The sequence below is a fragment of the Haloferax gibbonsii ATCC 33959 genome (assembly GCF_000336775.1).
In the GTDB taxonomy this organism is placed as follows: Archaea; Halobacteriota; Halobacteria; order Halobacteriales; family Haloferacaceae; genus Haloferax; species Haloferax gibbonsii.
In genome coordinates this window covers 13,348-31,601 of sequence record NZ_AOLJ01000022.1, presented here as the reverse complement: position 1 = coordinate 31,601, position 18,254 = coordinate 13,348, and the positions used below count along the sequence as shown (strand labels likewise).

At 67.5% G+C, this 18,254-nt stretch carries 16 protein-coding genes and 1 tRNA gene; 3 read left to right on the top strand and 14 right to left on the bottom strand.

The genetic code is table 11. The features are described 5' to 3' along the window. Nucleotides 1–95 precede the first annotated feature (95 nt). The 4 genes from C454_RS13985 to malQ form a co-directional block, all read right to left on the bottom strand. Complete coding sequence (locus C454_RS13985) at nt 96–533, bottom strand: DUF555 domain-containing protein (RefSeq protein ID WP_004976603.1); 438 nt, start codon at nt 531–533, stop codon at nt 96–98. Nucleotides 534–595: 62 nt separating this feature from the next. Continuing rightward, nucleotides 596–1,510 (bottom strand): DNA-3-methyladenine glycosylase family protein, encoded by a 915-nt coding sequence (locus C454_RS13980; RefSeq protein ID WP_004976600.1) that lies wholly within the window; start codon nt 1,508–1,510, stop codon nt 596–598. Between the two features lie 129 nt (nt 1,511–1,639). Then, nucleotides 1,640–2,584 (bottom strand): mechanosensitive ion channel family protein, encoded by a 945-nt coding sequence (locus C454_RS13975; RefSeq protein WP_004976598.1) that lies wholly within the window; start codon nt 2,582–2,584, stop codon nt 1,640–1,642. A gap of 66 nt (nt 2,585–2,650) precedes the next feature. Then, complete coding sequence (gene malQ, locus C454_RS13970; protein WP_049905189.1) at nt 2,651–4,141, bottom strand: 4-alpha-glucanotransferase; 1,491 nt, start codon at nt 4,139–4,141, stop codon at nt 2,651–2,653. A 206-nt stretch (nt 4,142–4,347) separates the two neighbouring features. Between malQ and thrS the strand changes: the two genes are divergently transcribed. Beyond that, nucleotides 4,348–6,279, top strand: coding sequence for a threonine--tRNA ligase (gene thrS / locus C454_RS13965; protein WP_004976593.1), 1,932 nt, complete (start codon nt 4,348–4,350; stop codon nt 6,277–6,279). Between the two features lie 14 nt (nt 6,280–6,293). Here thrS and C454_RS13960 read toward each other — a convergent pair whose 3' ends face one another. The 3 genes from C454_RS13960 to C454_RS13950 form a co-directional block, all read right to left on the bottom strand. Beyond that, complete coding sequence (locus tag C454_RS13960; protein WP_004976590.1) at nt 6,294–7,733, bottom strand: alpha/beta hydrolase family protein; 1,440 nt, start codon at nt 7,731–7,733, stop codon at nt 6,294–6,296. A 170-nt stretch (nt 7,734–7,903) separates the two neighbouring features. Next, nucleotides 7,904–8,401: a pyridoxamine 5'-phosphate oxidase family protein gene (locus tag C454_RS13955; RefSeq protein ID WP_004976587.1), complete on the bottom strand. Its 498-nt coding sequence runs from the start codon at nt 8,399–8,401 to the stop codon at nt 7,904–7,906. Nucleotides 8,402–8,439: 38 nt separating this feature from the next. Next, nucleotides 8,440–9,747: an MFS transporter gene (locus tag C454_RS13950; protein WP_004976586.1), complete on the bottom strand. Its 1,308-nt coding sequence runs from the start codon at nt 9,745–9,747 to the stop codon at nt 8,440–8,442. A gap of 118 nt (nt 9,748–9,865) precedes the next feature. Here C454_RS13950 and C454_RS13945 point away from each other — a divergent pair, with 118 nt between their 5' ends. Then, nucleotides 9,866–10,117: a hypothetical protein gene (locus C454_RS13945; RefSeq protein WP_049905188.1), complete on the top strand. Its 252-nt coding sequence runs from the start codon at nt 9,866–9,868 to the stop codon at nt 10,115–10,117. A 1-nt stretch (nt 10,118) separates the two neighbouring features. On the opposite strand, the gene C454_RS13940 is transcribed toward C454_RS13945, so the two are convergent. Both C454_RS13940 and C454_RS13935 read right to left on the bottom strand, forming a co-directional pair. Next, the gene (locus C454_RS13940; RefSeq protein ID WP_004976582.1) at nt 10,119–10,349 is read right to left on the bottom strand and encodes a hypothetical protein; all 231 of its coding nucleotides are present in this window, start codon (nt 10,347–10,349) and stop codon (nt 10,119–10,121) included. Nucleotides 10,350–10,605: 256 nt separating this feature from the next. Beyond that, nucleotides 10,606–10,679: transfer RNA gene (locus C454_RS13935), tRNA-Lys, on the bottom strand. A 132-nt stretch (nt 10,680–10,811) separates the two neighbouring features. Between C454_RS13935 and C454_RS13930 the strand changes: the two genes are divergently transcribed. Beyond that, entirely contained in the window at nt 10,812–12,269 is a 1,458-nt protein-coding gene (locus tag C454_RS13930; protein ID WP_004976579.1) for a DHH family phosphoesterase, read from the top strand. Nucleotides 12,270–12,273: 4 nt separating this feature from the next. On the opposite strand, the gene C454_RS13925 is transcribed toward C454_RS13930, so the two are convergent. The 5 genes from C454_RS13925 to C454_RS13905 all read right to left on the bottom strand — a co-directional run bounded on the left by C454_RS13925 (nt 12,274) and on the right by C454_RS13905 (nt 18,108). Beyond that, the gene (locus tag C454_RS13925) at nt 12,274–12,567 is read right to left on the bottom strand and encodes a PRC-barrel domain-containing protein (protein ID WP_004976578.1); all 294 of its coding nucleotides are present in this window, start codon (nt 12,565–12,567) and stop codon (nt 12,274–12,276) included. A 171-nt stretch (nt 12,568–12,738) separates the two neighbouring features. Further along, nucleotides 12,739–14,940, bottom strand: a complete 2,202-nt coding sequence (locus C454_RS13920) for an LUD domain-containing protein (protein ID WP_049905187.1) — start codon at nt 14,938–14,940, stop codon at nt 12,739–12,741. Next, the gene (locus C454_RS13915) at nt 14,933–15,436 is read right to left on the bottom strand and encodes a LutC/YkgG family protein (protein ID WP_004976576.1); all 504 of its coding nucleotides are present in this window, start codon (nt 15,434–15,436) and stop codon (nt 14,933–14,935) included. The genes C454_RS13920 and C454_RS13915 overlap by 8 nt, the downstream gene beginning before the upstream one ends. Before the next feature lie 78 nt (nt 15,437–15,514). Beyond that, entirely contained in the window at nt 15,515–17,347 is a 1,833-nt protein-coding gene (locus C454_RS13910; RefSeq protein ID WP_004976575.1) for an Nramp family divalent metal transporter, read from the bottom strand. A 122-nt stretch (nt 17,348–17,469) separates the two neighbouring features. Then, on the bottom strand, nt 17,470–18,108 hold the full coding sequence (locus tag C454_RS13905; RefSeq protein ID WP_004976574.1) for a helix-turn-helix domain-containing protein: 639 nt from the start codon (nt 18,106–18,108) through the stop codon (nt 17,470–17,472). Nucleotides 18,109–18,254 lie beyond the last annotated feature (146 nt).

Below are 18,254 nucleotides of genomic sequence, written 5' to 3'. Positions count from 1 at the left end.
CCGTGCCGAGCTAATTGGATGAGTTCCACGCGCGGGTAGAAACAACAGTCGGGCGGGGCCGGGACGACGACGCGACGACGCGGGACGCGACGGCCTCAGCGGTCGTCGACGAGGTCGTCGAAGTCGACGAGCGCGTCGTCGTCCGAAGCGCCGGTCTCGGCGCGGGTGTCGCCCTCGCCGTCCGTCTCGACCGAATCGTCGTCGACTCGTTCGACCGACAGCACCTTCAGCGGGATATTTTCGAGGCGTTGGCCGATCTCCTTGCGGGCGATGCGCGAGGCGTGTTCCTCCTGTTCGACGTTGAAGACGGTCATCTCCAGTTCGAGGGCGACGAGCGCCTCGTCCGCGGCGATGAACGCGGGGGGGAGTTCCTCGCCGCCGGGCGAGGTCCGAGAGCCCATGTTAATCTCGACGTACTTCAGGTCGGGATTGAGCATCTCGCCGGTCTTCGAGATGGCGATGCGAATCGCCTCGTCGACGGTTTCCACGTCGTACACCGGGACCGCGGCCTCGACGACGACTCTGCAGTCCATGGTTACGATGAGGTTGTGTGCCGAAGGGTATCAACCTTCTTGCCACTCCGTCTCGCGCCCGCTCACTCCCCGCCAGAGCGGAGGTGGTGGAAGACGTACGTCTGGGTGTAGCCGGCGTAGCGACCGCCGAGGCGCTCGCGGATGGCCCGTGAGGTGTCGGCGTAGTTCCCCCGGTCGCAGTCGGGGTAGTGCTCCTCGATGGCCGACCGAATCCACGTGTCCAGCGGGACGGCTTCGAGGTAGTCGAGCGAAAACAGCAGGACGCAGTCCGCGACCTTGTCGCCGACGCCGACGAACGTCGTCAGGAAGTCGCGGGCGTCCTCGTAGTCGCGGCCGCGGGCCTCGGCGGGCGTCGCCTCGCCCGTGGCGACCATCTCGGCCGTCCGCCGGACGTAGGGCGCGCGGTAGCCGAGGCTGAGGTCGCGGAGTTCGTCTTCGGTGGCCTCGGCCAGTCGCTCGGGCGTCGGGTACGCGAAGTACGTCTCGCCGTCGAACTCCACGCGCTCGCCGTAGGTCTCTCTGAGCCGCGACTGCATCCCGAAGATGCGCGAGACGCGCATCTGCGCCGAGCAGATGAACGAGACGAGACAGCCGAACGGCGGGTCGCGGACGAGTCGCATGCCCGGGTACGCCTCGTAGGCCCGCCGGACCAGCGGTTCGTCTGGCATCTCCGAGACGATGGCGTCGAGGTCGTCGTCGAGGCGGAGCAGGTGGGTGAGAAGCGGGACGGCGTCGAGGTTCGACTCCCACTCCAGCGCGCCGTCGGTCTGGCGGACCCTGACGACGGCCGACTCGTCGGCGACGCCGTCGAGCGGCGGGACGACCGTCTGGTACCACGCGTCGCCGCCGTGGGCCGCGTCGCGCTCGTACATCCGGCCGTCGGGACGGTCCCAGAGGTACGACTGGCCACTCTCCAGCGTCGATTGGAGGTCGAACGCTCCGTCGAGGCTCGCGAGGTCGATGACACCCGTCTCCATCGCTTCCACGTTGGGCGCGGGGGATTTGCGGGTTTCGATGCCGGCGGACGAGACGGGACGGCGGCGAGCCGAGAGGCGACGAATCGGGGCGGCAACGAGCGAAGCAAGTCGCGGCGAGCCGCGTCGCGCTCAGCGGTTGCGGCTCACCGGGAAACTGACGCGGTCGGGGTGGTCGCCCAGCCGGTCGAGGATGCGCTCGTAGAGCCGGTTTTTGACGCGCTGGGCGCGGGTCGGCGGGACGAGCACGCGGAGTCGGAAGACGACCCACGACTCCTCCTGTGCGACGTTGACGGTCGGGCCGCCGGCCACGTCGAGGTCCAGCGGCGACTCGGCGAGCCTGGCCCGGTAGCGTTTCATCGCGGCGTCCATGTCGTCGCCGAGTTCCTCGTCGGCCACGTCCAAGAGGAGTTGGCGGACGAACGGGAGGTCCGTCTCGTAGGACACCTGCACGGGTACCTCGGTCCAGACCCGGTCGAACAGCGCGCCGTAGTTGACGACCTCGGACGAGAGGACGAGCGAGTTCGGGACGGTGACGGTCCGGCCGGACGGCTGGTTCGACGCGAGGGTGCCGCCGGTCTCCCAGAGCGTCGTGACGAGGAAGTCGACCTCGGCCACGTCGCCGGAGACCGAGCCGATGTTGACGCGGTCGCCGACCGCGTACGGTCGCTTCGCGAGGATGTAGAACCAGCCGATGAAGGAGAGAATCGGCTGTTGGAGCGCGAAGGTGACGGCGAAGCCGATGACGCCGAACGAGACCAACACGCCGAGCCACTGCTCCGTGAACGCCCCGAAGACGCCGACGAGCGCGACGCCACCGAGGGTGAGTCGGAGGACGTTCCGAACGTCGTGGGCCCGGCGGCGGTCGGCGATGCGCCCGACGAAGAACGCGGCGAGAAACCGGTAGACGCCGTAGGCGACGAGCGCGACCGCGGCGGCAGACAGCCCCTTCGAGAGGAGCAGGTCGGCGTTGGGCACGTCGAAGTCCGAAAGGGGGGTCGTCGCGCGGACGAGCGCCGAGAGAACCGCGGCGATGAGCCCGGCGGCGAACGCGCCGAGGCCGAGGCGGCGAGACATACCGTTGCCGTCGGGTGGGCGACTGAAAAAGGTGTAGTCGAACCGAGCCGAGGGTCGGCGGCGGCCTCAGTTGCGGATGTGGAGGTCCGTGAGGTTCGCGAGGTGGTCGGCGACGCCGTCGTCGAGGCCCTCGCGGGTGACGCGCCACTCCCAGTTTCCGGTCTGCGTGCCGGGCGTGTTGAACCGGGCGTCGGAGCCGAGTCCGAGGAGGTCCTGCGTCGTCGTGAACGCGAGGACGGACGCGGAGTTCCAGACGGCGTCGATGATGGACCAGTGAATCTCCGAGCCGTCCGCGCCGATGTTGTAGTGGAGACAGTCGCGGGTGCGGTCGTCGAGGTCGCGGTAGTAGCCGACGAACGTGTCGGTGTCGTGGGTCGAGGTGTAGGCGACGGAGTTCTCCGGGTAGTGCATCGGCTGGTACATGTCGCCCTCGCTGCACCAGTCGGCGTACTGCGGGACGCGCATGCCGGGGAAGGCGAACCGGTCGCGGAGGTCCACGAGCGAGGCGTCGAGGAAGCCGAGGTCCTCGACGATGAAGGGGAGGTCGCCCAGTTCGCGCTCGACCGTCTCGAAGAAGTCGTGGCCGGGGGCGTCGCGCCACTCGCCGTTTCCGGGGTCGTCGGAGTCGGCGTCGATGGCCCAGAACTCGTCGAAGCCTTTGAAGTGGTCGATGCGGGTCACGTCCACGAGGTCGAACAGGCGGCGGAGGCGGTCGAGCCACCAGCCGTAGCCGTCCTCGCGGAGCGTCTCCCAGTCGTACAGCGGGTTCCCCCAGCGCTGGCCGGAGTCGTTCGGGTTCGGCGGGACGCCGGCGACGACGGCGGGTTCGTTCGACTCGGTGAGGTCGAACGCCTCGGGCGCGGCCCACACGTCTGCGCTGTCGAGCGCGACGTAGATGGGGAGGTCGCCGACGAGGGTGACGCCCTTCTCGTCGGCGTAGTCGGCGAGGGCGCGCCACTGCTCGTCGAAGCAGAACTGGACGAACTCGCGGTAGCGAATCTCGTCGGCGTACTCCTCGCGGGCGTCGGCGAGCGCGTCGGGGTCGCGGGTCTTCAACTCGGTCGGCCAGTCTATCCACGCCCGCCGAAACTCGTCTTTGAGGGCGGCGAACAGCGCGTAGTCTTCGAGCCACCCGGCCTCGCGCTCGCGGAAGGCGTCGAGGGCGGCGCGGTCGTCCTCGGCGGCCTCGGCCTCGAAGCGGTCGAAGGCGGTGCGGAGCCGCGAGCGCTTGTACTCGCCGACGCGCTCGTAGTCGACCGCGTGGGGGTCGAAGTCGGGAACGGGTTCGAGGTCGTCCTCGGTGAGCCACCCGCGCTCTACGAGGTCCGTGAGGTCGATGAGAAGCGGATTGCCGGCGAACGAGGAGGTCGATTGATACGGCGAGTTCGCCATGGCCGGCTCCGTCGGCCCGAGGGGGCAGAACTGCCACATCGACTGTTCGGCGTCGGAGAGGAAGTCAACGAAGGCGCGGGCGCCGTCGCCGAGGTCGCCGATGCCGTGGGGCCCCGGGACCGAGGTGACGTGCATGAACACCCCGCTCTGTCGAGAAAGTCGCATACCCACAGGGTCCGCGTGCGACCCAATTGGTACTTTGGGTCGAAACAGCGGGCCGAAGGCGAGGCGGCGAGCGCGTCAACGGGGCCACGTCGGACCGCCGACCCACTCTCTGTCGTGCTAGCAAACAGCACGAAATCGGTCGCGAGCGGGCGTCGCTCGCGCTCGTCTCAACAACACTTATTCTCCCCCGTCCGTTCCGTGCGCGTATGAGTGATATCGCTGTCATCCTCCCCGACGGGACGGAACTCTCCGTCGAGGAGGGTGCGACGGTGCGAGACGCCGCGTTCGCAATCGGCCCCGGCCTCGGCAAGGACACCGTCGCCGGCGTCGTCGATGGCGAACTCGTGGACAAGGAGACGCCGCTCCACGACGGCGCGGACCTCGTCATCGTCACCGACCAGTCCGACGAGTATCTCGACGTGCTCCGCCACTCGGCGGCTCACGTCTTCGCGCAGGCCCTCCAGCGGCTCCACCCCGAGGCCAAACTGACCATCGGCCCGTGGACGGACGACGGCTTCTACTACGACGTGACGAGCGTCGACCTCGAACAGGAGGACCTCGAAGCCATCGAAGACGAGATGCGCGACATCATCGAGGAGGACCTCGACATCGAGCGCGCCCTCGTCGACCGCGAGGAGGCCCTCGAAAAGTACGCCGACAACCCCTACAAGCGCGACATCCTCGAGGACGAGGCCGCCGGCGACGACGAGCTGTCGTTCTACCAGCAGGGCGAGTTCGAGGACCTCTGTAAGGGCCCGCACGTCGAATCGACGGGCGAAATCGGCGCGGTCAAACTGCTGAACATCTCCGCGGCCTACTGGCGCGGCGACGAGGAAAACGACACGCTGACCCGGGTCTACGGCACGGCGTTCGAGTCCGAGTCCGACCTCGAAGCGTTCCTCGACATGCGCGAGGAGGCCAAGGAGCGCGACCACCGGAAGCTCGGACAGGAACTGAACCTGTTCGCCATCGACGAGACGACCGGACCGGGCCTGCCGCTGTACCAGCCGAACGGCAAGCGCATCCTCGACGAGCTCGCGGACTACGCGAAGCAACTCAACCTCGACGCGGGCTACGACCCCGTGGAAACGCCCCACCTGTTCCGGACGGAGCTGTGGAAGAAGTCGGGCCACTACGAGAACTACGTCGACGACATGTTCCTCCTCGACGTGAACGACGAGGAGTACGGTCTGAAGCCGATGAACTGCCCCGGCCACGCGACCATCTTCGACCAGCAGTCGTGGTCCTACCGCGACCTGCCGGTGCGCTACTTCGAGGACGGGAAGGTCTACCGGAAAGAACAGCGCGGCGAGCTGTCGGGCCTCTCGCGCGTCTGGTCCTTTACCATCGACGACGGCCACCTGTTCGTCCGCCCCGACCAGATAGAAGACGAGATCAACCTCATCATCGACAACATCCTGACGGTCTTCGACACGTTCGGGCTCGACGCCGAAGTCGCGCTCGCGACGCGGCCCGAGAAGTCCGTCGGGAGCGACGAAATCTGGGAGCAGGCGGAGACGCAGCTCCGCGCGGTCCTCGACGACAGCGGCATCGACTACGGCATCGAGGCCGGCGACGGCGCGTTCTACGGCCCGAAAATCGACTTCGCGTTCAAGGACGCCCTCGGTCGCAAGTGGGACGGCCCGACGGTCCAGCTCGACTTCAACATGCCCGACCGCTTCGACCTGACGTACACGGGCGAGGACAACGAGGACCACCAGCCGGTGATGATTCACCGCGCGCTCTACGGCAGCTACGAGCGCTTCTTCATGGTGCTCATCGAGCACTTCAACGGCAAGTTCCCGTTCTGGCTCGCGCCCGAGCAGGTCCGCATCCTGCCCATCTCGGACGACCAGATGGGCTACGCGAAGAAGCTCCAGTACGAACTCGGCGACTTCCGGGTCGACATCGAGGACCGCTCGTGGACGCTCGGCCGGAAGATTCGCGAGGCCCAGACCGACCGCGTCCCGTACATGGTCATCGTCGGCGGCGACGAGGAAGAAGACGGGACCATCTCCGTCCGCGACCGCAAGGAGCGCGAGGCCAAGGACGTGAGCGTCGAGGCGTTCCGCGACCACCTCCGGAGCGAGTACGACGAAAAGCGCCCCGAGCCCGACTTCCTCGCCGACGCGGAGTGAGGAACACGGCCGACTCAGGCAGTAACTGATTTTCTGTTCCGGCGGTTCCGCGCCGCCGCGTCCAACTCTCGCCGGACCGTCGTCCGGAACGACTCGTCTCTGATGAGGTTCGCGAGCACGCCGAAGTGTCCGCAGTCCCACTCGCGGCGGTTCGGCCTCGGGACGCCCCACTCGTCGAGGAGCGCGCGGGCCGTGGACGCGGGAGCCATCTCGTCGCGGGTCCCGACGAACGGGAAGACGCGTTCGGGCGCGAGACACGGGTCTTTGGGCGGATTCAACAGCGGCGCGAACTCGTGGAGCGCCTCGCCGGTCCAGCCGGCCCCGTCGAGGGCGGCGTCGATGTCGAGCAGTTTCGTGAGGCCGCCAGCGAGGAGCGTCTGGTCGATTGCGCCGGGCATCCCCGCGGGAAACAGCAGGTCGGGGCGCATCGATTCGGGCCAGTCGCCGCACCGACCGCCGACGTGGAGCGCGACGGTTCCGCCGAGGCTGACGCCGCCGACGCCGACGGCCGGCGCGCCCTCGGTCCGCGCCCAGTCGGTGAGGACGGCGGTCTCCAGCGCGGCCGCCGAGTAGAGCGTGAACAGGCCGACGGGCGCGCGGGCGATGTAGGGCTCGCCGCTGTATCGACCGAGTAGCTCGCGCCGGCCGTGCCACGGCGCGTCGGGGAGGACGACCCGGTACCCCTCGGGGGCGAGCGCGCGGGCGACGTACTCCTCTTCGGGCCAGTAGGTGAGTTGGTCGTCGAACATCCCCCAGCCGGAGTGGAAGACGAGCGTCGGCAGGTCGTCGGCGGCGTCGACGGGTTCGTACACCCGCGCGGTCGCCCGGTCGCTGAGGTGCGGCGAGGGCGACCGGAAGCGAAGCAGATACTCGACGGTTCCCGGCCCGCGAACCGTCGCAGAGCGTTCGACGCGGGGGAACTCCTCGGCCGCGCTGGACTCGGCGAAGCCGTACAGTCGCTCGGGTTCGGCGAGTTCGTGGTGCCAGCGGGTCCGCGCGTCCTCGGGCGAGGGCGTCTCGAACTTCACCGGCGGCACGAGGTGTTCCTTCGGGAGGAAGCCGAAGATGTCGGTCGGCTTGGCCCGCCGTTCCGACACCTCGCGGCGCTCGCGCTCGACGGCGACGCGCTCGTCGGGCGTCGACTCGGCGTCGCCCCAGAAGACGCTGTCCCAGCGTTCCATCGTTTCGTCGTACGCGCCGCGGAGGCGGGCGTACTGCGCGAGGGCGCGTTCGATTCGGTCGTGGAGGTGCGGTGCCGGCGGCGAGCCGACTTCGCGGAGATACGCTTCCGGGCCCTCCGAGAGCGCGACGTCGGCCGCGGCGCGAGCGCGGACGACGCCGAACTCGCGGGGGAGCGAGCGAGTCTTGAACGCCTCGAACGGGCGCGAGGTCAACAATCGGCCGGCGGGCGAGGTGAGCAACCGGTGTACCGCCGGGGTTTCGAGGTGGTCCATGCCGTGTGATACGAGTGACACGATAATGACCCTAGGCCCGCATGTCAGGGAGTGAGAACGGCCGGAGTGGTACCGGGACCGGCCTCTCGAACTACTAAATCAAATAGCGCGATATGAAATCCGATTCGCGGGGAAAACAGACGAATCGAAGCGGAACGAGACGACGGCGCTCAGGCCGAATCGAACCGCCACCGCGTCGCGTCGGCGGGAAAACCGGACCACGCCAGCACGCGCTCGGGTCGAATCCGAAACACCGGCGTCCCGTGGCGAATCCCGTACTTCGCCTCGTAGGCGTCGTCGACGCGGGTGAGCGTGGCGTCGTCGGCGGTCTCCTCGTCCAGTCGCTCGGCGACGCCTTCGAGGATGACTACGTCGGTCCCGCTTTCGGTGTGGACCGCGAGGCGCGGGTCGCGCGCGAGGTTCCTGACCCATCTGGTTCGCTCGCCGCCGCCGCAGTGGAACGCGCCGTCGACCCAGACGCCCCAGACCGGGCGGGCGTGCGGTCGGCCGTCGGGGCGGGTGGTCGTGACCCAGAACACCTCGTCGTCGGCGAACGCGGTCTCGACGACGCGCCACTCCAAGAGCCCCGCTTCCGATTCGGGGATGCCGTAACTCGGTTCGGTCACCGGGCGGTCGCGGGTCGTCGCGGGCGGCGCGTCGTCGGGCATGAGAGAAAGAGGGGCCGCGAGAGAGTAAGCGCTGAGCCCTACCACGTCGTGAGCGCGTCGGTCCCGTGGGACCACGTCAGAGCGGCGAGGAAGGCGAGGACGCCGGTGATGGCCGACGCGCCGCCGACGAAGAACACCCACTCCATGCCGACTTCGGCCATGAGGTAGCCGCCGAGGAGGGGCGCGACGACGCTGCCGGGCCGCCAGAGGAGTTCGCGGATACCGAAGCTACTGGCGACCCCCGCGCCGCCGGAACCCTCGTCGGCGAACAGCGCCATGCTGGCCGGTTCGCGGAGGCTGTCGGCGACGCCGAGCAAGCCGGCGAGACCGACGAGCGGGAGGAACGCGGGCGAAAGCGGACCGAGGAAGGGGAAGGCGGCAGGGAGCGCGAGCGCCTCGCCGACCGCGGGCGAGAAGGGGACGGCGAGCGCGATGAGGCCGTAGAGGCCGCCGCCGACGAAGACGAACCGCGCCCGGCCGTACGAATCGGAGATGCGCCCGGTGTACGGCTGACAGAGCATGTTGGTGAACTTCTCGGCGACGACGGTGGCGGCGACGGCGATGCCGCCGTATTCGAGGCCGCCGGAGGCCGCGGAAACGCCGGCGTAGATGGGGACCCACGTCCGGACGAGCGTGACCGCGACGGCGTACTGGACGCGGAACGTCGCCATCGTCAGGATGCGCTCGTTGAGCGCGAGGTCCGTGAACGGAAAGCCGTGGACGCGGGTCTCGTCCGGCGGGAGAAACACCCAGATGGCGACGACGGCGATGGTCAGGAGAATCGTGATGACGATGAAGATGGGCGTGAAGCCGAACAGGTCGTAGAGGATACCGGCGCTGATGCTCCCGAGGATGGAGGCCGCGAAGCGGGCGGCGTTCGCCTTCCCGATGTGGTTCGCGCGCGTTCCCTCGCGGGCGAGTTCGCCGACGAGCGCGAGCGACATCAGCCCCGCGCCGGTGACGGCGACGCCCTGTGCGGCTCGGACGAGAATAAACGAGAGACTGGAGTCGACGAGCGGGAACGCGGCGTAGACGACCGCACCGAGGCCGACCGTCCCCGCGAGCACGAGACGTTTGTCGTAGCGGTCGCCGGCCCACGACAAGGGCACGACGGCGACGGTCTGGGCGAGCGTGAAGCCGGTGGTGAACATCCCGATGACGAAGCCGCGAGAGAGGGAGAAGCCGCCGAGCGCGAGTCCGCCGAGCGCGAGTTCGGGGACGGCGACCGCACCCGGGTCGAGTTCGTTGATGTACTTCGGGAGGAGGGTGACGAGCGTAATAAAGCCGAAGCCGCCGGCGAACCGAGTGAGATACAGCGTCCAAAACCTGAGACGGGTGCGGTCCATGGGCTGTGTGCGGCTAACCGGCGAAAAGAAGTTCCGGAACCGGCCGTCGACGAAGCTGACCTAAAGCCCCCGGATAACGGTGGTGAGCTTTATCCTTCACGGCGAGAGACATGTTACCATGGAACTGGTGGATGGTGAAACGGTGGCGAGAGGTGTGGAGACGCGCCTCATCCGAGTGGAGCGGGAGATGAACGACCACGGGGCGATGACCGTCCGCGTGGCCGAAACCGGAGAGCTCCGCACCGTGGTGGCGTGTGCGACCTCCGACCTTCGGGCCCGACTGGCCTCGGCGACGGTGGGGTCGGAGTTCCCGTTACGGCTCGCGCCCTCGCCGGGCCGCGGGAACTCGTGGGTCGCGCTCGGGCGCTGAGTCAGGAATCGAACAGGAGTTTTGCGCCGACCGCGAGGCCGCCGAAGAGCGTCACGAGCACCGCGCCGGCGACGACGTCGGCCCCGAACAACACACCGAAGTCCGGGGTGAGCGCGGCGACGAACCGGTCGGGGTCGAAGCGCTCCCCGACGCCCGTAGCCAGCCCGAAGACGACGGCGACGAGAAGCGTGATGAAGACGAGGACCAGTTCGGTCCTGTCGCTCTGGTTCATACTCGGTAGCGTTCGGAGCGGGACATAAAACACCCGAGGGTGGCGAGCGAGTCGGGGAGCCGACACGAACGGCCGAGCCGGAGCCCCGACTGCCGGAGTAAGTCTGGGATGAAGGAATGGGCCGGACGCGATTTGAACTCCACTCTCTCCGCTCACTTCGTTCGCTTCGCTCCCTAGTTCAAATCGCACAGTCCACGTGGGCACACACTGAAAGCCCAGCCGCTCTCTGGGGACTGTGATTCCATCGGAAAGGTAGTGGGCCGGACGCGATTTGAACACGCGACCGTCTGATTAAGAGTCAGACGCTCTGCCTAACTGAGCTACCGGCCCTTGCAATCTCTCGTAACTGCCGGTAGGTAAAATGACTTTCCTTTCTGTACGACGACGGGAGGGACGCACACGCACGAAACAACGGACAAACGGTGGGTGTTAAGTGGCGGCCGACCGGAGTAGCGGGCAACGATGAGCGCAGGGGTCAGCATTTCCTCGATGTCTACGTACGCGATACTCGGCTGTGGGAGCGTCGGGCACGCGGTCGCCGAGGAACTGACAGACGAGGGAAAAGACGTCCTCATCCTCGACAAGGACGAAAGCCGCGTCGAAGCCTTGCGCGACCAGGACTTGAACGCGCAGACGACGGACATCACCGACCCGGAACTGGCCGGCGCCGTCACCGGACGCGACGTGATTCTCATCCTCTCGTCGGACGTCGAGGCCAACAAAGCCGCCGTCTCGACCATCCGCGACCGCGGCGAAGACCAGTTCATCGTCGTCCGCGCGTCGGACCCCGTCTCCGAGGACGAACTGACGAAACTCGGTGCCGACGTGGTCATCAACCCCTCCGAGGTCATCGCCGACTCGGCGCTCCGGAGCGTCGAGTCCGGCGAACTCGAATACAAGGCCCGCCAACTGGCCGACCTCCTGCGCGACACCGACCACGGGATGGCCATCCTCACCCACGACAACCCCGACCCCGACTCGCTCGCGTCGGCGGTCGCCTTACAGGCCATCGCCCGCGAATACGACGTCGAGGCCGACATCCTCTATTCGGGCGACATGGGCCACCAGGAGAACCGGGCGTTCGTGAACATCCTCGGCATCGAACTCACCCCGCGGGCCGACTCGAAGCCGCTCGAAGAGTACGGCGCGGTCGCGCTCGTCGACCACATGAAGTCGGGAATGCCCGACCTCGGTGACGCCGATATCACGGTCTTCATCGACCACTTCGAGCCCGACGACGGCATCGACGCCCGCTTTACCGACGTGCGGCCGAACGTCTCTTCGACCTCGACGATTCTCACGAAGTACATCCAGGAGTTCGACCTCAGCCCGTCGCAGGCGGTGGCAACGGCACTCCTCTACGGCATCCGCGCCGAGACGCTCGACTTCAAGCGCGATACGACGCCCGCGGACCTGACCGCCGCGGCGTACCTCTACCCCTTCGCCGACCACGACACGCTGGAGAAGGTCGAGTCGCCGTCGATGTCGCCCGAGACGCTGGACGTGCTCGCCGAGGCCATCCAGAACCGCGACGTGCAGGGCTCGCACCTCGTCTCGAACGCGGGGTTCATCCGCGACCGCGACGCGCTGACGCAGGCGGCCCAACACCTCCTCAACCTGGAGGGCATCACCACGACCGCCGTCTTCGGCATCGCCGACGACACCATCTACCTCGCGGCGCGGTCGAAGGACATCCGGATGAACATCGGGAAGATTCTGAGCGACGCCTTCACCGGCATCGGCGAGGCCGGCGGCCACTCCACGCAGGGGTCCGTCGAGATTCCGCTCGGCATCTTCACGGGCATCGAATCCAACGACGACAACCGCGACACGCTCCTCCAACTCACCGAGGAAGCGGTAAAGCGCAAGCTCTTCCGTGCGATGGGCGTGGAGGGCGGCGAGAGCGGAAACGGAAGCTAGAACGTCAGACGACGAGCGACTCTTCGTCTTCTTCGGGATTCTTCAGGCGCTCGATGACGTCGTTGATGAGGATGATGTCGCCGACGGCGCGGACCCACCGATACGGGATGAGAACGCCCTTCCCGGGTTCGATTTGATTGCGGAACAGTTCGTCGTTCAGCGCCGTCAACGCGAGACCGGTGACCGTCTCGTGGTCCAGGTCGAGGCGGACGTCTTCGACTTCGCCGACGAACACACCGTTGTTCGAGTAGACCTCCCGGCCTACGAGCGTCGTAATCTCTTCGGGCGTCCCGTCCATATCCGCCAACATGGGATGCCGGGTCTTAATTGTTCGTAGCCCGCGGCTCGGGGCGCAGACACGCGGCAGACGGGCGTCCGACGCCGGCGGGAAATCGCCGGATGGAGTCGTGATATTCAGTTGAAAGAAGACGTTCGAGCCGTCGCGGGTGACGGCTCGCTCGCGGGGTCGTTACCGCCGCGGCGCGACCAGTTGAATCGGGTGTTGCGTCGGCCGGCTGAGGAGCGAATCGAGCTGTTCCAGACAGGAGGTGCCGCTGGCGACGACCGTGCGGTCTCTGTTCTCGTCGGACTGGAACTGCCCCTGTAGCTCGGAGCCGACGTCGACGCTGAGTTCGTAGTACTCGGACTTGTAGCCGAAGGAGCCGGCCATGCCGCAGCACTCCACGTCGGAGGTGGCGACGTCGTAGCCGAGGTCCGAGAGGACGGCCTCGGTGTGGCCTTCGAGGCCGAGGGTGCGCTGTTGGCAGTGGCTGTGGTAGGCGACGCCCTCTCCCTCGCTCGTCGAGAGCGCGTCGGCGTCCGCGCCGTGTTCCAGCAGGCCGAAGACGTACTCCATGACCTCGTAGCTGACCTCCGAGATGCGCTCGAAGGACTTCTCGGGCAGGAACTTCTCGTACTCGCTTCGGAACATCGCGAGGTCAGACGGCTCGATGACGACGATGTCGCGGCCGTCGTCGATGTGCTCCGCGAGGCCGGCGTACACGTCGTGGGCGTGGTCTTCCGCGGTCGCAATCATGCCCTGCGAGAGCGGGGCGCGGCCCGACGAGCGAACGTCGGGGACGATTACGTCGACGCCGAGGGCTTCGAGCGTGCGGACCGCGGCCTTCCCGCGTTCGACCTGCACGTGGTTCGTGTACACGTCGGGGTAGAGCACGGCGGTCCGGACCGGGTCGTCGACCCGCGAGGTTCGGTTCTCGAACCAGTCTTTCAGCGTCTCGCGCTGGAAGGCGGGGAGTTCGCGGCGGGCGTCGATACCGAGGAACCGCTCCATGAGGTCGCGGGAGACGCCGAGTCCGGCCGCCCAGTTGGAGACGGGCGCGAAGAAGCTCCCGACCTTCGCGGCCGTCTCGAAGTTGCCGAAGAAGCGCTTCTGGAGGCTGACGCCGCCGGGTTCCTCGTCGGGGGTGAGCCCCTCGACGAGCCAGTCGAGTTCGGAGACCTCGCCGCGGTTGACCCGGTCGCGGACGACCGTGTTTATCCACGGGATGTCGATTTCGACCGGGCAGGCGGTGGTACACCGGCTACAGCCGGTACAGAGGTCGTTGAACTCCGCGGCGCTGTCGAGGCCCTCGACGCCGGCCTCCCAGCCGGTGCCGATGCCGCCGGAGTAGGTCTCGCCGCCGAAGGCGTGGCCGCCGACGTGCTGGAAGTTGGCGCAGACGTTGGAACACGCCGAACACCGGATGCAGTAGAGCGTCTCGCGCAGTTGGTCGTCCTCGCGCATGTCGAACCGCCCGTTGTCGATGAGGACGAGGTGGAAATCGCGGTCCGTCTCGGTCTCCGAAAGCGGCGCGTCGGGGGCATCGAAGTCGACGGTCGGCGACTCGACCGGCGGGGTCAGAAGCGAGATGTAGGAGGTGATGTCCTGTCCCGTTCCCGACTTGCCGATGAGTTCGACGAAGGGGCGGAGGTCCTCGACGGTCGGGATAACTTTCTCGACGCCGGCGACCGCGACGTGCGTGTCGGGCACGACGGCCGTCTTCCGGGCGTTACCCTCGGAGGTGACGAGCGCCATCGTCCCGGTGTCGGCGGTGATGAAGTTCGCGCCGGTCATCCCAACGTCCGCGCCCTCGATGAGTTCGCCGAGCTGTTCGCGGGCGAACATCGTGAGTTCCTCCGCGGTCTCGAGGGGCTCGTCGGGTTCGAACGTCTCGTTGAACAGGTCGGCGATGGCCTCCCGCGACTTGTGGATGGCGGGCGCGACGATGTGGGACGGCGACTCGTCTGCGACCTGCAGCACCCACTCGCCGAGGTCGGTCTCGACCACGTCGATGTCGGCGGCTTCGAGGTCCTCGTTGACCTCTATCTCCTCGGAGGTCATCGACTTCGACTTGACGACGCGTTCGGCCTCCTTGTCCTCGCAGACCTCGCGGATGTACTGGTTCGCGTCGGCCGCGTCGTCGGCGATGTAGAGCGTGCCGCCGTTGGACTCGACCGTCTCGCGCAGTTGGTCGATGAGTTCGGGGAGGCGCTCGATGGCGTCTTCCTTGATGGCCCGCGCTTCGGACTTCAGCCCCTCGTAGTCGTCGAGCGTCTGGACCGACTGGTAGCGACCCTCGTTGAACCCGCGGGTGCTCGTGCCGACGGCGTCGCCCTCGGTCTCCATCAACTGTCGAATCTTCGCCGCCTTGGCCTCGCGCGCCTTACTCATCGAGAATCACCACGTGGACTTCCTTCGGACCGTGCGCTCCTTTCACCAGCGCGCCCATGTCGGCGGTGGCGCTGGGGCCGGTGGCGATGATGGCCGAGGAGTGTCCCGTGCGGAACTCCTCGCCCAGCCAGTCGAACGCCTCGGGCATGCCGGGGACGATGTCCGACCGCCGGAGGACGGCGACGTGGAGGTCGCCGAACAGACTCACCGGCTCGATGCCGTCGGGCGTGCCCTGCACGACGACGCTCCCGTAGTCCGCGATACCCAATCCCGCGGCCGTGATACCGGCGTTCGCCTCGCGGAGGTCCGCGGGGGTCGGGTCCGTGTTCACCCAGTCGGGGAGGTCGACGCCGTCGTACGGGAGTTCCACGCCGATGGTCGGGTCCGAACAGACGCCTTCGAGCACGTCCGCCAACTCGTCGGGTGACGCGTGCGTCCAGCCTACTTCGAGTCGTTCGAGCGAGTCCTCGAACGTCGCAACCGTGCCGGTTGACATACGTTGAGCTAGCGCGTTCTACATAATCGTTCTTCGGGTTCGAGCACCACGCTGTCGGTTAATTATGAAGGATTAGAGTCAGGAGAACCGGCCGACCGCCTCGTCCGCGTCGGCGACCGTTCCGGCCGCCTCGCGCTTGCCGGCGGCGGACTTCGTCACCGCGTACGTTTGCACGACGAAGTAGCCCGCCCAGAGGAGGTAGCCGCCGGTGCCGCTCCCGAGGACCGTCGGGACCGTCCGGAACGTCTCGAGACCGACGGTGGTCAGCCACGTCCCGATGAGGAGGACGCTGAAGTAGCCGTAGAAGCCCGTCGCCCACCACATACCGACGACGCGCGCCCAGCCGGGTTGGACGTGTTCGGGGAGCCGAGTCGTGTTCATCACGAGGACGAGCGCGGTGTAGGGCCACATCATCACGCCGGACATCGCGGCCCCGACGACGAGGAAGAAAAACGGCTCTTGGCCCTCGAACGGCGAGGAGAAAAGCAGGATGATGACGACGCCCCAGACGCAGAAGGCGGTGAGGAGCCGCCAGAACAGCTTCGGGAGGTCCCAGCCGGCCTCCCGGCCGTAGGACTCGTAGAGGGCGTCGGCGCTGTTGCGGACGAACGACTCGACGATGGCGTACTCGGTGGTAAAGAGCGCGACGAAGAGGACGGCGAAGACGAGAAAGGAGCCGACCGGGCCGAGCAGCGGGACGACGTCGCCGAGCCACATCTGGATGGCGTTGGCGGTCGACCCCGACGCGTAGCGGATGGCGACGCTCATCAGCGCGGGAGCGACGAGGAGCAGGCCGAGGACGAACGTGAGCAGGTGTTCGAGTTGGACGACGCGCCACCAGCCGCGCCAGCGGCGGAGGTTCGTCAGCGTCGGACGGAACGCGAATCCGTCGCGCTCGATGGGTTCGGGGTCGTCGCCGCGCAGCGGGTTCTTCACGCGCCCCTGATAGTTGCCCATGCCGTACCCCTTCTCGCGCATCCAGAGGCTCTGGGAGAGGTTCAGGTAGCCACCCGCGCCGGCGAAGGCGAGACCACCGAGGAAGACCGCGATGTCGAGACCTTCGGGGAGCGTTCCGACCGACCCCGCGACCGCGGGGAGGTCCGCGAACTCGACCCACGAGCCGGTGACGGCGACGAGCAACAGGGCCGCGCCGATGGCGACGAACAGAAGGCCGATCTGGAACACCTCGACGGCGTTGTACATGACCGACGACACCTGATACGACAGCCAGATGACGCCCATGAGGACGGCGGCGACGAGCTTCCACGTCGCGAGCGACGCGCCGAAGAGCGCGACCGACCCGTCCAGTCCGAGCGCCGTCGTGGCGACCTGCGCTGCGCCGGCGGCCCACCCCGGCCAGCCGAGGCTGATGAGGCCGCCGACGAGGAACGCCCACGGCCAGTACGAGCCCACGCGGGCGAACGCGCGAAAGATGCTCTCGCCGGTGGCGAGCGTCCAGCGCTGCAGCTCCGTGTTGATGAGGAACTGCGTGAAGACACCGACGACGAACGCCCAGAACACCGCCCAGCCGTACTGCGCGGTCAACACGGGCCAAAACAGCGTCTCGCCGCTCCCGAGCGACGCCCCGAGCATGATGGCCGAGGGGCCGACGACGTGGCCGACCCGCGGGACGCGCGGGAGGTCGGCGAGGCGGAACGACCCGCCTTCGCCCGACTCGGGGTAGTCGTCCGAGTCGTCCGACTCCTCGAGTTCCTCGTAGCGAAGCGGGAGATACCAGGTGCCGCGGTACTGCTTTCCCTCGACTTCGGAGGCGTAGACGTCGTCGCCGCCGGCGACGCTCGGTTCCGTCGTGGGCGCGGACTCCGAGTCCACGGTCGCGTCGTCCGAGTCGTCGAGCGCGTCCGAGCGTGCGGACGCGTCCGCGTCGGAACCGGGGCGACCGTCGCTCACGAGACGAGACACCCCAGAACGGCACTATCGGACGGCGAATCGCTTGACATCGATGCGTTTGCCGGAATTGTGGCCCGATGGTGTATAAATTCGTAGGGTGGCTGTCGCGTTCGAAAGCCGGACTACCCGCCGAGGAAGTGCCAGATGTGGCCGCGCTCTTCCGGCGGGTCGACGCCGGGCAGTTGCTTGAGCGCCGGCTGAATCGCGTTCCACCAGCCCTCGGCGGACTCGAAGCCGGCGGGGTAGTCGTGGTACACGTCCCGCAGGAAGTCCGCCTTCTTCGCCTCCGGGTGGTCGGTGAGGTACTGGTACGCCGCCGACAGCGCCTCGCGGCGGGCGTCGAGCATCGGGCCGCTCCCCGGGAGGTCCGCGCGCTCGATAGCGGACGAGACCGCGGGCGGGTGGTCGAGGCCGTCGGGGTCGTCGGACTCGTCCGCGGTCGCAGTTTCAGGGGATGCGTCGGGGGCGGTCGAATCCGAGGCCCGCGCAGTCGAGTCCGCGTCGGCGGCCATCGGAATCCAGAACACGCGGCTCCGAGCGCCGACCTTCCGAGTGGCGAGGTCGCCGCGTTCTTCGAGTTCGTTCAGTTTGTTGTGCGCGGTGCGCCGCGAGCAGTCGAGCGCCTCCATCACGTCGGTGGCGGTCAGCGGACGGGCCGCGTCGTCGCGCGCCTCGAACACCTCCAAGACGGCGTCCAGCGAGATGCGTCCCACGTACTGTCCGTGCTCGTTTCGGGAGCGCGCGCGAGACTCATCTTCCATGATATGTCCTTTCCACACGACTGCATAAGCCTTTGCACACGAGTGAACTCCCGATTCAGTCGTGTGTTATGGCCGAGAAACACGTGTGAAGCGGTCGTTTCGGGGATCGATTTTTCCGATTCGGCTCCGGCCGCGAACCGACAGGA